Source organism: Aminobacter aganoensis (assembly GCF_014206975.1).
Classification (GTDB): Bacteria; Pseudomonadota; Alphaproteobacteria; order Rhizobiales; family Rhizobiaceae; genus Aminobacter; species Aminobacter aganoensis.
This window is the reverse complement of record NZ_JACHOU010000001.1, coordinates 303,446-316,279: the sequence shown is the minus strand read 5'-3', so window position 1 is coordinate 316,279 and position 12,834 is coordinate 303,446. Positions and strand designations below refer to the sequence as shown.

10 protein-coding genes are annotated in these 12,834 nt (G+C 66.2%); 2 read left to right on the top strand and 8 right to left on the bottom strand.

Features of this window, described 5'->3' with window-relative positions:
• Nucleotides 1-50: 50 nt before the first annotated feature.
• Together gltA and gltX are read right to left on the bottom strand one after the other, a co-directional pair.
• Entirely contained in the window at nucleotides 51-1,340 is a 1,290-nt protein-coding gene (gltA, locus tag GGR00_RS01495; RefSeq protein ID WP_055977019.1) for a citrate synthase, read from the bottom strand.
• Between the two features lie 179 nt (nucleotides 1,341-1,519).
• Nucleotides 1,520-2,944, bottom strand: a complete 1,425-nt coding sequence (gltX, locus tag GGR00_RS01490) for a glutamate--tRNA ligase (protein WP_184698053.1) — start codon at nucleotides 2,942-2,944, stop codon at nucleotides 1,520-1,522.
• 102 nt (nucleotides 2,945-3,046) lie between these two features.
• Here gltX and GGR00_RS01485 point away from each other — a divergent pair, with 102 nt between their 5' ends.
• Nucleotides 3,047-5,524: a ComEC/Rec2 family competence protein gene (locus tag GGR00_RS01485; RefSeq protein ID WP_184697392.1), complete on the top strand. Its 2,478-nt coding sequence runs from the start codon at nucleotides 3,047-3,049 to the stop codon at nucleotides 5,522-5,524.
• A 35-nt stretch (nucleotides 5,525-5,559) separates the two neighbouring features.
• On the opposite strand, the gene lexA is transcribed toward GGR00_RS01485, so the two are convergent.
• The 6 genes from lexA to GGR00_RS01455 form a co-directional block, all read right to left on the bottom strand.
• Nucleotides 5,560-6,276, bottom strand: a complete 717-nt coding sequence (lexA, locus tag GGR00_RS01480) for a transcriptional repressor LexA (RefSeq protein WP_055977011.1) — start codon at nucleotides 6,274-6,276, stop codon at nucleotides 5,560-5,562.
• A 104-nt stretch (nucleotides 6,277-6,380) separates the two neighbouring features.
• The gene (locus GGR00_RS01475) at nucleotides 6,381-7,586 is read right to left on the bottom strand and encodes a molybdopterin molybdotransferase MoeA (RefSeq protein ID WP_055977008.1); all 1,206 of its coding nucleotides are present in this window, start codon (nucleotides 7,584-7,586) and stop codon (nucleotides 6,381-6,383) included.
• Nucleotides 7,587-7,588: 2 nt separating this feature from the next.
• Entirely contained in the window at nucleotides 7,589-8,071 is a 483-nt protein-coding gene (gene moaC / locus GGR00_RS01470; RefSeq protein ID WP_184697389.1) for a cyclic pyranopterin monophosphate synthase MoaC, read from the bottom strand.
• Between the two features lies 1 nt (nucleotide 8,072).
• Entirely contained in the window at nucleotides 8,073-8,885 is an 813-nt protein-coding gene (trpC, locus tag GGR00_RS01465; RefSeq protein WP_184697386.1) for an indole-3-glycerol phosphate synthase TrpC, read from the bottom strand.
• A gap of 4 nt (nucleotides 8,886-8,889) precedes the next feature.
• Nucleotides 8,890-9,900, bottom strand: a complete 1,011-nt coding sequence (gene trpD / locus GGR00_RS01460) for an anthranilate phosphoribosyltransferase (protein WP_184697383.1) — start codon at nucleotides 9,898-9,900, stop codon at nucleotides 8,890-8,892.
• Nucleotides 9,897-11,795: a SurA N-terminal domain-containing protein gene (locus GGR00_RS01455; protein ID WP_184697380.1), complete on the bottom strand. Its 1,899-nt coding sequence runs from the start codon at nucleotides 11,793-11,795 to the stop codon at nucleotides 9,897-9,899. The genes trpD and GGR00_RS01455 overlap by 4 nt, the downstream gene beginning before the upstream one ends.
• A gap of 146 nt (nucleotides 11,796-11,941) precedes the next feature.
• Between GGR00_RS01455 and tpiA the strand changes: the two genes are divergently transcribed.
• The gene (gene tpiA, locus GGR00_RS01450) at nucleotides 11,942-12,706 is read left to right on the top strand and encodes a triose-phosphate isomerase (RefSeq protein WP_184697377.1); all 765 of its coding nucleotides are present in this window, start codon (nucleotides 11,942-11,944) and stop codon (nucleotides 12,704-12,706) included.
• The last annotated feature ends 128 nt before the right edge of the window (nucleotides 12,707-12,834 follow it).

Below are 12,834 nucleotides of genomic sequence, written 5' to 3'. Positions count from 1 at the left end.
CGCCCGCCCGGCACACGCCGGAGGGGCGTTTTCGTCTGGTTGGCCGGCGCTTAGCGCTTGGCGATCGGCAGGTAGTCGCGCTCGGCAGCGCCGGTGTAGAGCTGGCGCGGGCGGCCGATCTTCTGGCGCGGATCCTCGATCATTTCCTTCCACTGCGCGATCCAGCCGACGGTGCGGGCGAGCGCGAACAGCACGGTGAACATGGTGGTGGGGAAGCCCAGCGCCTTCAGCGTGATGCCGGAGTAGAAATCAATGTTCGGATAGAGCTTCTTTTCGATGAAATATTCGTCGGTCAGCGCGATGCGCTCGAGCTCCATCGCAACGTCGAGCATCGGATCGTCCTTGATGCCGAGCTCGCCGAGCACTTCATGCGTGGTCTTCTGCATGATCTTGGCGCGCGGATCGTAGTTCTTGTAGACGCGGTGGCCGAAGCCCATCAGGCGGAACGGATCGTTCTTGTCCTTGGCGCGGGCGACGAATTCCGGAATGCGGTCGACATGGCCGATCTCGGACAGCATGTTGAGCGCTGCTTCATTGGCGCCGCCATGGGCCGGGCCCCACAGGCAGGCAATGCCTGCGGCGATGCAGGCGAACGGGTTGGCGCCCGACGAGCCGGCGAGACGGACGGTCGAGGTCGAGGCGTTCTGCTCGTGGTCGGCATGGAGGATGAAGATGCGCTCCATGGCGCGGGCGAGCACCGGATTGACCTTGTATTCCTCGCACGGCACGGCAAAGCACATGTGCAGGAAGTTGGCGGCGAAGTTCAGCTCGTTCTTCGGGTAAACGAAGGGCTGGCCGATATGGTACTTGTAGGCCATCGCCGCGATCGTCGGCATCTTGGCGATCAGGCGGATCGAGGCGACCATGCGCTGGTGCGGATCGGAGATGTCGGTCGAGTCGTGATAGAAGGCCGATAGGGCGCCGACCACGCCGCACATCACCGCCATCGGGTGGGCGTCGCGGCGGAAGCCGGTGAAGAAGCGCGACATCTGCTCATGCACCATGGTGTGGCGCGTGACGCGATGGTCGAAGTCGTCCTTCTGGGCCTTGGTCGGCAGTTCGCCGTAGAGCAGCAGGTAGCAGACCTCGAGGAAGTCGCCATGCTCGGCGAGCTGGTCGATCGGGTAGCCGCGGTGCAGCAGGATGCCGGCATCGCCATCGATGAAGGTGATCTCCGACTCGCAGCTCGCCGTCGAGGTGAAGCCGGGATCGTAGGTGAAGGCGCCGGTGGTGGCGTAGAGCGATGCGATGTCGATCACATCTGGTCCGACCGTTCCGGCGCGCACCTTGAACTCGTGGGTCTGGCCGCGGAACTCCAGTTTGGCGGTCGAATCAGTCATCGCATACTCCTTAGTGCTGAGTTGCCGCCACGGGCGGCGCAATCTTCATAACAAGGCAACCCGTTAGGCCCGGAATGCCCGAGCCACCAGCTTCCCCGCTGCTTTCAAATTGACCTGTTGCCGCAATGTTGCACCGCAAAAGCCTCATTTCAATGCAAAACTAGGAAAGCACTGCTGACCTAATCGATTTGATCGGAAATGCGGGCTAGACTTTCGTCGCGCCCCAGAACGGCCAACACATCGAACACTCCGGGCGACGTGCTTTTGCCCGTCAGGGCTGCACGCAGAGGCTGTGCGACGGCACCCAGTTTCACGTTTTCGCGTCCGGCATACTCGCGGATCGCTGCCTCCGCCGTAGCGGCGCTCCAGTCTGAATTGACGCCTGCCAGTGCGGCATGCGCGCCCTTGAGCACGTCCTTGGCCGGGCCGGCCAGCAGCCCCGCGGCCTTCTCGTCGAGCGGCAAGGGACGCTCGGCAAACAGGAAGCCCGCGCCGTCCGCAAGCTCGATCAGCGTCTTGGCGCGCTCCTTGAGGCCGGGCATGGCGGCAAGCAGCTGTGCCTTGCGCTTGTCGTCGAGCTTGCCGAGGACTGCATCGCCACCGGGCAGATAGGGCAAGGTGGCGACGAAGATGTCGAACAGCTTGTTGTCGTCCATCTGGCGCATGTGGACGCCGTTCAGCGCCTCGAGCTTGGCGAAGTCGAAGCGGGCCGCGCCCTTGTTGACGTCCTCGATCTCGAACCAGCCGATCATGTTCTCGATGCTCATCACCTCGTCGTCGCCATGGCTCCAGCCGAGGCGGGCGAGATAGTTGAGCAGCGCCTCGGGCAGGTAGCCCATGGCGCGGTAGGCATCGACGCCGAGTGCGCCGTGGCGCTTGGACAGCTTGGCGCCATCGGCACCATGGATCAGCGGGATGTGCGCCATGACGGGCACGTCCCAGCCCATGGCGTCGTAGATGACGGTCTGGCGCGCGGCGTTGGTCAGATGGTCGTCGCCGCGGATGATGTGGGTGACGCCCATGTCATGGTCGTCGACGACGACGGCATGCATGTAGGTCGGCACGCCGTCCGAGCGCAGGATGATGAAATCGTCGAGATCCTTGTTGGGGAAGCGCACGTCGCCCTGCACGCGGTCGCGCACCAGCGTCTCGCCCTCCCGTGGCGCCTTGATGCGGATCACCGGCTTGACGCCTTCGGGTGCCTCGGATGGGTCGCGGTCGCGCCAGCGGCCGTCATAGCGGGGCGGGCGGCCCTCGGCGCGTGCCTTCTCGCGCATCTCCTCGAGTTCGGCCTGCGAGGCGTAGCAGTGATAGGCCTTGCCCGCGCGGACAAGCTCTTCGGCGACTTCGCGGTGACGCGGCGCGCGCTCGAACTGCGAGATCGGCTCGCCCTGCCAGGTCAGGCCGAGCCAGGTCAGGCCTTCGAGGATTGCCGCGGTGGCGGCATCGGTCGAACGCTCGCGGTCGGTGTCTTCGATGCGCAGCAGCATGGTGCCGCCGGTATGGCGGGAATAGAGCCAGTTGAAGAGGGCCGTGCGCGCGCCACCGATATGCAGGTAGCCGGTGGGCGAGGGGGCGAAGCGGGTGACGACGGACATGGCGATTTCCAACGGAGGCATGGCGCGCTTGGCCGAAGACCGGCGGCGCATGGCGTTTCGGTGGCGCTGATGTAGCATAGAAGGTCTGGGGCGCAAGGGGCAGGCCCGATGGGCGAGCGCGTGCGGGAGGGGGAAACCGGTAACAATCCGGTGGTCGAGACCGGCGAGCGCGCCTTGCTGGGCGGGGCGGCCGTGTCCTCGGTGGCATGGGTGAGGCCGACTGTACCCAGCGCGGAAGCCACCGAAAACGCCGTGGTGCCGGTTCCGCGGCCTTATTTTCCTCGGCTGCCGGCACGGTCAGGCGCCGCCGCCAGTGTTCGCTCATCGACGCGGGCCATGCGGGTGGCCATCGAAACCGAGCTCGAACGAGGCGCTGCATTCCTGCTCGTGCCGGTCTTCCTGGCCATCGGCGCGCTTGGCTACTTCAGCTTTCATGCCGAGCCGCCTTTTGCGCCTCTGGTCACGGCCTTCGGGCTCCTGGCCGTGCTCGCCTTTCTCATGCGTACGAACAGGCTGGCCCACTACGCGCTTGCCGCCGCGGCCATCTGCCTGCTCGGCATGGCCATGGCCAAGATCGAAACGGATAGGATGGCGACCAGGATGCTCGGCGCGACGATATCGGCAGGCATCACCGGGCGGGTGGTCGAGATCGACAGCCTCGACAACGGCCGTCAGCGCCTGACCCTCGACATCCTGGCGACGGAGCGTCCGGTTCTGCGCTATGCGCCGGATCGCGTGCGGCTGACCGCGCGCAAGCTCCCCGATGGCGTGACCGCCGGCTCGCTGGTGGCGGGCTATGCCCGGCTGATGCCGCCATCCGGCCCGGTAAGGCCGGGAAGCTACGACTTTTCCTTCGAAAGCTATTTCGACGGCATCGGCGCCAGCGGCTTCTTCATGAAGGGGCCGGAGCTTGTTGCGTCCACCGACCCGTTGCCGGCCACGGGTCAGGCCGCGGCCTGGGTGGCAAATGCGCGCGACCGCATCGCACAGCGCATTCGCGATCGCATCGGCGGCGCGGAGGGGGAAATCGCTGCAGCCCTCGTCGTCGGCGTGCGCGGCGGCATCCCCGAAGACGTCAACGAGGCGCTGCGGCGCACCGGGCTCTACCACATCATTTCGATCTCGGGCCTGCACATGGCGATGGTCGCCGGGACGGTGATGCTGCTGACGCGGCTGGCCTTTGCCGCCTTTCCGGCGTTCACGTCGCGTCGTCCGGTGAAGAAATATGCGGCAAGCGCCGCATTGGCCGCGACAGGGGGCTATCTGTTCATTTCGGGGGCCGAGGTCGCCGCACAGCGCAGCTTCATCATGCTGGCCGTGATGCTGACGGCCGTGCTGTTCGACCGGGCTGCCTTGACCATGCGCAATCTGGCGATCTCGGCCATCGTCGTCATCGTGATTTCGCCGCACGAGGTGGTCGGCCCGAGCTTCCAGATGTCGTTTGCAGCGACAGCGGCACTTGTCGGTGCCTATGCCTGGTGGTCCGAACGGCGCGAGCAACAGGCGCAGCCGGCAGTCCAGCGGTCGTTGCCGTTCAAGCTGTGGCGCTGGCTGGTGACCGTTGCGGCCGGGCTCGTCGCGACGTCGCTGATCGCCGGGCTTGCCACCAGCGTCTTCGGCGCCTGGCATTTCCAGCGCATCTCGCCGCTCAGCCTTGTCGCCAACCTGGCGGTGATGCCGATCGTCTCGGTGCTGGTCATGCCGTTTGCCGTGCTCGCCGGCCTGTTCATGCCGTTGCGCCTCGACGGCATCTTCCTTGACACCATGGGGGCCGGCCTGACGGCCATGATCGCGCTGGCGACATGGTTCTCCGAGCGCTCGCCCGTCGATGCGGTCGGGCTGGTGTCGACCCATTCGGTCGTCCTCGTCACCTTGGCGCTGGTCATCGCCTCGATGGCGACGACCTGGCTGCGACTGTCGGCGCTGCCGGTTGCGACCTTGGCTCTGCTGCTGCTGATGAAGGCGGAAGCGCCCGACGCGTTCGTCTCGGAGGATGCGCGCCTGGTGGGCGTGCCGGTTGGCGAAGGCAAGCTTGCCGTCAATCGGACCCGGCCAAACCAGTTCACCGTCGACAATTGGAAACGTGCCCTGGTGTCGGAAGACCTGATCGGCCCCGCGCGCGTCGCCCCGGCAAGCGCTACAAACCCGAAGCAGAACATCGGCCAGGGCGGTTCGGGCCGGCCCGGCGGTGATGCGGCCTTTTCCTGCACCGACGGGCTGTGTCTCATCGAGCACCCCTCGGGCATGCACCTGGCCCATGCGGAAAACGCGGCAGCCGCCAGGCGAGCCTGCGGCATCGCCAACCTTGTCGTCGTGAACGACGCCACGGCACGCAATCCGTGCGGCAACGCTGCTGTTGTCGTGCTCACCAGCCGCGCGTTGGCTCGCCTGGGAAGCGCGGCGATATTCTTGAGGCCTGCCCAGGACGGCGCGCGCCAGGATGTCGAGATCCGCCACGCCGTGGCCACGCCATACCGACCCTGGCACGCGCAGCGGGCATTCTCGCGCGAGGCGAGGGGACTGCCGCCCTATCGGCAAGACAGCAGGCGCCCGGGCGCATCAGAGCCGGCATCGCCAGCCCGATAGGCCGTGCGCTATGCGCGCCAAGTTGCCTGCAGGGATTAGTACCGGCGGATCAGCCCGACGAGCTTGCCCTGAACCTTGACCCGGTCAGGTCCGAAGATGCGGGTTTCATAGGCCGGATTGGCGGCTTCCAGGGCGATCGAGGCGCCCTTGCGACGGAAGCGCTTGAGCGTCGCTTCCTCGTCGTCGACCAGTGCGACGATGATCTCGCCCGGGTTGGCGATGTTGGAACTGCGGATGACGACCGTATCGCCATCGAAGATGCCGGCCTCGATCATCGAGTCGCCCTTGACCTCGAGGGCATAATGCTCGCCGCCCATGATCATGTCCGGCGGCACCGAAATGGAATGGGTCTTGTGCTGGATCGCGTCGATCGGCACGCCGGCGGCGATGCGCCCCATGACCGGGATGGTGACGGCAGCAGCGACATCGTCGTCATTGCCGGCCGAGAACGATCGCGATGGCTCGGGCTTGCGGCCAAGGCTGCCCTCGATGACGCTCGGCGAGAATTTTCGCGCCGCATTGAGGCCGGGTGCGATCGAATCGGGCAGTCGCAACACTTCCAGCGCGCGTGCCCGGTTGGGCAGGCGGCGGATGAAGCCACGTTCCTCGAGCGCAGTGATCAAGCGGTGGATGCCGGATTTGGAGGCGAGATCCAGCGCTTCCTTCATTTCGTCGAAGGATGGCGGAATGCCCGCTTCCTTCAACCGCTCATGAATGAACAGCAGAAGCTCGTGTTGCTTGCGCGTCAGCATGGTCACCCCCGAGGAATCAGAAGAAAAACAAACCCAGAACAAACACTATCTGTTCCAGTTGTGTTCCGCAACTGTTTATATTTCGTGAAGGGGGTTGGGTATGCTCAGCGCAGCATCAGCACGCGGCACGGGTTGCCACGTTCGGCAGCCGGTGCGAAGGGGGCGCGCATGATCGCGCAGTTGGCGTCCGCCAGCGTGCGCAGCATCGACGAATCCTGGATGGTGTAGGGCGTCACGACAAGGCCGTCGGCGGTTTCGCGCGCGAGGGCGCGGACGAAGTCCTGACGCAGGTCGTTGGCGGTCATCGCGGCGTCGAGGATGCCAGTGCGAATGTCAGGCGAATAGGGCCGCCCGCCAAGAGTTGCCAGCAGCGGCTTGAGGAAGATGTGCGCGCAGATCAGGCTGGCGACGGGATTTCCGGGCAGTCCGATGCAGCGCGTCTTGCCGAGGCGGCCGAACATCAGCGGCTTGCCGGGGCGCATGGCGATCTTCCAGAAATCGAGATCCATGCCGAGCCCGGTCAGCACGCGGTGCACCAGGTCGTGGTCGCCGACGGACGCGCCGCCAAGCGTGACGATGACGTCCGCCTGCGCATCGAGCGCCTTGCCGACGAGGGTCGCGATCGCATCGGTGCGGTCCGGTGCTATGCCGAGGTCGAGCACGCGCGCGCCGACGGATTCGGCGATGGCGGCGACACCATAGGCGTTGGAGGCAATGATCTGGCCGGGGCCGGGGTTGCTGCCGGGCGGCAGAAGTTCGTCGCCGGTGGCGATGATCGCGATCAGCGGCGCCTTGGCGACCTGCAATTCGGGATGATTGGCCGCGGCAATGAGAGACAGGCCTGCCGGATCGAGCACGCGCCCGGCGTCGAGGATCAGGTCGCCCTGCCGGAAGTCCAGGCCCTTGGCGCGGATGTTGCGGCCCGGCGCCGTCGGCTCCACGACCTCGATCTCGCCATTGCCGAGGTCGCGCACGTTTTCCTGGATGACGACGGTGTCGGCGCCCTCGGGCACGGGAGCGCCGGTGAAGATGCGCACCGCCTGGCCTGGCGCCAGCGTTCCGGTGAACTGCCTGCCTGCCGGAGCCTCGCCGATGACCGACAGCCTTGCCGGCAGCGATGCTATGTCGTCGGCGCGAACGGCATAGCCATCCATCGCCGAGGCAGCGAAGGGCGGCTGCGTGCGCAGGGCATGCAAGGGTGCGGCAAGGACACGGCCCGCCGCTTCCCGCAGGCCGACCGTTTCAGAACCGCTCGGTTGAGCGCCGTCGAGGAGGCGCGCCAGCGCTTCGGAAACCGGAAGCAAAGCCATGGCTATTCGCCTGCCCTGTAGTCGCCCGACTTGCCGCCGGTCTTCTCGACCAGGCGGATGCCGGAAATCACCATGCCGCGGTCGGCGGCCTTGGCCATATCGTAGATGGTCAGGCAGGCGACGGAAGCCGCCGTCAGCGCCTCCATCTCGACGCCGGTCTTGCCGCTGACGCGGGCAAGGGCCGTGACGCGAAGGCCGGGCAGGGCCTCGTCGGGCTCGATCTCGACCGAAACCTTGGTCAACAGCAGCGGATGGCAGAGCGGGATGAGTTCGTGCGTGCGCTTGGCCGCCATGATGCCGGCAATACGCGCCGTCCCCAGCACGTCGCCCTTCTTGGCATTGCCCGACAGGATCAGGGCAAGCGTTTCGGGACGCATCGCAATCGAGCCTTCGGCGATGGCCGTGCGCGTCGTCTCGGCCTTGTCGCCGACGTCGACCATGTTGGCTTCGCCGGATGCGCCGATGTGGGTGAGGGTGGCCGCCATGTCAGGCACCGGCCGTCTGCGGAATGCCGTCGAGCAACTCCCGCGTGGCTGCCGCCACGTCGGCCTGCCGCATCAGGCTTTCGCCGACGAGGAAGCTGCCGATGCCGGATTTTTCCAGGCGCAGGCAATCGTCATGCGTGAAGATGCCGCTTTCGCCGACAAGCAGCCGGTCCGTCGGCACCATGGGTGCCAGCCGTTCGGACGTGGTGAGACTGACCTCGAAGGTCCTGAGGTTGCGGTTGTTGACGCCGAGCAGGCGCGACGTGAGCTTCAGCGCGCGCTCGGTCTCTTGCTCGTCGTGCACCTCGACCAGTGCGTCCATGCCGAGTTCGAAGGCGGTGTCTTCGAGCCGGCGGGCATCGTCGTCGGACAGGCTTGCCATGATGATGAGGATGGCGTCGGCACCCCAGGCGCGGGCCTCGTACACTTGGTAGGGCTCGAACATGAAGTCCTTGCGCAGCGCCGGCAGGGCGCAGGCTTGGCGAGCAGCCATCAGGAATTCGGGCGCGCCCTGGAAGGACGGCGTGTCGGTCAGCACCGACAGGCAGGCGGCGCCGCCCTCGGCATAGGCCCGGGCCAATGACGGCGGGTCGAAGTCGGCGCGGATCAGGCCCTTGGACGGGCTCGCCTTCTTGATCTCGGCAATCAGGCCGAAGCGGCCGTCGCTGCGCTTTGCTTCCAGGGCGGCAAGGAAACCGCGCGGCGCGGCCACGTCGCGCGCCTTGGCCTTGATCTCGGCGAGCGGCAGCAATGTCTTGGCGGCGGCGATCTCGTCGCGCTTGTAGGCTTCGATTTGGCGCAGGATGTCGGCCATGTCTTTATCCGTTCGAGACGCCGACGAGGCGCTGGAGCACGGCGAGAGCACGACCGCTGTCGATCGCATCCGCCGCGAGCTTCACGCCTTCGCCGATGGTCGCCACCTTGTCGGCGACAACCAGGCCGGCACCGGCATTCATCAGCACCGTGTCGCGATAGGCGCCTGCAGTGCCTTCGAGCACGCGGCGCAGGGCGGCTGCATTGTATGCGGAATCGCCGCCGCGCAGCTCTTCGCGGGTGTGCCTGGCGAGGCCGACCTGTTCGGGCGTCAGGGTGAAGGTGCTGATGGCGCCGTCGGCGAGTGCCGCGACATGGGTTTCGCCCGTCGTGGTGATCTCGTCATACCCGTCGCCATGGACGACCCAGGTCGACTTGGCACCGAGCTCCTTCAACGTCTCGGCAACCGGCACGATCCACTCGGGCGAGAACACGCCGACCAGCTGGCGGTCGACGCCGGCTGGATTGGAGAGCGGCCCGAGCAGGTTGAAGATCGTGCGGGTGCCGAGTTCGACGCGCGTTGCGCCGACATGCTTCATCGCCGGGTGATGGGCAGGCGCGAACATGAAGCCGACGCCGGCCTCGTGGATGCAGCGGCCGATCGCTTCGGGCGGCAGGTCGATGTTGACGCCGAGCGCGGTCAGGACGTCGGCGGCGCCCGTCAGCGAGGACAGGCCGCGGTTGCCGTGCTTGGCGACCGGCACGCCGGCGCCGGCGATGACGAAGGCCGAGGCGGTCGAGATGTTGACGCTGTGCGAGCCGTCGCCGCCGGTGCCGACGATGTCGATGGCGTCAGCCGGGGCGTCGACGCGAAGCATCTTGTCGCGCATGGTGGCAACGGCGCCGGAGATTTCGCTGACCGTCTCGCCGCGCACGCGCAACGCCATCAGGAAGCCGCCGATCTGCCCCGGCGTCGCTTCGCCCGACATTATGATGTCGAAGGCCTCGCGCGCTTCCTCGAAGGTGAGGGCGGTGCCGCTGGCGACCTTGGCGATGTGGGGCTTGAGTGCGCTCATTGCGGCGTCACTGCGATCGCGCGGGCGATCGCAGCCTGGTCGATGGTGGCCTTGTACTCGCCCTGCAGCTGCGCCACCAGCTGGTCGAGCAGATCGTCGGACATGCCGGAAGCGAAGGTCTTCTGCGCGTCCTCGGGCACGGCGCTTGCGTCGGCGCCGGCCGGCTCGAACACTTCGACGACCTTGAACAGGATCTGTGCGTCGCCGGCCGGTGCTGCGATAACGCCGGTGCCGCCTTCGCCCATGGCAAACATCGCGGCAGCGCCCTCGCGGCCGAAATCGGCGTCGTCGGCTTCGCGCTTGAGACCGCGTTTGGTCTGCTTCTCGAGCTTGAGCTCACCCGCGATCACGTCCATCGCGGCGCCATCCTTGAGGCGCTTTTCAAGTTCCGTTGCCTTGTCCCTGAGGCGCTTGGTCGCTTCGGCTGCGGTCCAGTCCGCCACGACCTTCTCCCGAACTTCGTCGAGGGCGCGGTCGCGGGCCGGCGTGATGCCGTCCACTTCGTAGAAAACGAAACCGTTGGTGCCGATGTTGAGCGGCGGGTTCTCGATGGCAGCTTCAGCCTCGAACAGTGCCTGGATCAGGTTGCGTGAGTCGGGAAGCGTGTTGACGACGGTGCCGTCGGGCAGCTGGCCGGCGCGGTCGATGGCTTCGATCGTCACCACCTTGAGCTTGAGCTTGTCGGCGGTGGCGCGCATCGATTCGCCGCCGGCGCGTGCATCCTCGTAGGAATCGTGCACGTCGAGCAGGATGCGGTTGGCCTCGGCAAGGGCGAGATCCTTGCGGATCTGATCCTTGACCTCGTCGAGCGATTTCACCGCTTCAGGCGCGATCTCGCTGACGCGGACCAGCACCGGTCCGAACGAACCCTGGACCACGTCGCTGACCTGGCTTGCCTGCAGCGCGAAAGCCGCCTCGGCAACGGCCTTGTCGGCAATGGTGTCCTTGGACAGCGTGCCGAGGGCGACGTCGGCGGCCGTCTTGCCCTGGTCGGCGACGATCTTGTCGAACGCGGTGCCGGCCTTGATCGCATCGGACGCAGCCTTGGCGGCGTCGGCGCTCGGGAACACCAGCTGGTCGATCTTGCGCGTTTCGGCTGTCGTGAAATGGGACTTGTTCTTGTCGTAGTCCTGGCGCACCTGCTCGTCGGTGATCGAGCCGAGATCCATGATGTCCTCGGGCTCGAGCTTGACGTAGCTCAGCTTGCGGTATTCGGGTGCGGCGTAGTTTTTCTTGTTTTCCTCGAACCATGCTTTGAGAACGTCGTCGGCAGGCGCCGCGATCGGTTCGACAAGCGACTTCGGCAGCGGCAGGTAATCGATGGTGCGGTCTTCGCCGCGATAGAGCGCGACGGCACGCAGGAACGTGTCGGGAGCCTTCATCCCGTCGGAGATGGCCTCGACGATCTGCTGGCGGACCGCCACCTGGGCGCGGTTCTTCAGATAGTCTTCGGGGCGCATGCCGATCTGGCGCAGGATGTATTCGAAAGCCTGGCGGTCGAACTGGCCGCTGGCGTTCTGGAAGGCAGGATCGTCCCAGGTCAGCTGGGCGAGGCTGTCCTTGGACAGCCCCAGGCCGAGCTTGCGCGCCTGTTCGTCGAGCACGGCGCCGGCGACGAGCTGGGAGGCGACCTGGTTGTCGATGCCGAGGGCGGTGGCCTGCTCGCGGGTCAGGCGCTGGCCGAACTGCTGCGACATGACGTTGACCTGGCGATCGTAGGCGAGGCGGTATTCGACCCCCGAGACCGAGGTTCCACCGGCGGTGACGACCTTGTCGCCGCCGACGCCGCCGAGCATTGAGCCGGAAATGCCCCACACGGCGAAGCTTACGACGAGCAGCAGAAGCAGAAGCTTAGCTACCCAGGTTCCCGCAGCACTTCGCATCGTTTCGAGCATGTATCAGATCCCGTATACGCGCATTTTCACATGCGCCTGCATGAACGAAGCGCAATAGCGCCCTTCGCCGCCAGTGTCGATTGCTTTGTGGCTTGTTTTTGGTAGTGAGGTTGCCCCAGCGAACATCGATTTCGAGGAACAAGCACATGACGCCAGGAATTCGCCCACTCGTCGCAGGCAACTGGAAAATGAACGGCACCAGCGCCTCGCTCAACGAATTGCGCAGCATTGCCGGCGGCTTCATGACTGGCCTCGATGCCGAGACCGAGGCGCTGCTGTGCGTTCCGGCTACGCTTTTGTCGCGGGCTGCCGAAATCCTTCACCGCACGCCGGTCAAGGCCGGCGGGCAGGATTGCCACGCCAAGGAAACCGGTGCCCATACCGGCGACGTCTCGGCCGAGATGCTGAAGGACGCCGGCGCCAGCCACGTCATCGTCGGCCATTCCGAGCGGCGCACCGACCATGGCGAAAGCGACGTGGTCGTCCACGCCAAGGCGGAAGCCGCTTGGCGGGCAGGGCTCGTGGCCGTCATCTGCATCGGCGAGACCCATGCCGAACGCGAGGCAGGCGCCACGCTGTCGGTACTGTCGCGCCAGATCGACGGTTCCGTCCCGGGCACGGCCACGCCTTCCAATGCCGTCATTGCCTACGAACCCGTCTGGGCCATCGGGACCGGCCTGACGCCGACCGTTGCCGATGTCGCCGAAGCCCACGCGCATATTCGCGCGCGGCTTGCCGAGAAGCTCGGCGAGGCGGCGGGCAAGATGCGCATTCTCTATGGCGGTTCGGTCAAGCCGTCCAATGCCGGCGAACTGCTGGCGGTTGCCAATGTCGACGGCGCGCTCGTCGGCGGTGCCAGCCTCAAGGCGGTGGACTTCCTCGGCATCGCCGAGTCCTACCGCAAGCTCTGATTCAGCCCCGGGGCGGCCGTTGCAAAGGCAACGTGTCACCCCATATTCCGCGGGCGGGCTTGGAAATGCCTAGAAAGCATTGTATTGAGCCGCCTCCGGAATGCCGGGCGCTGCGGCGCGCGGCCAAT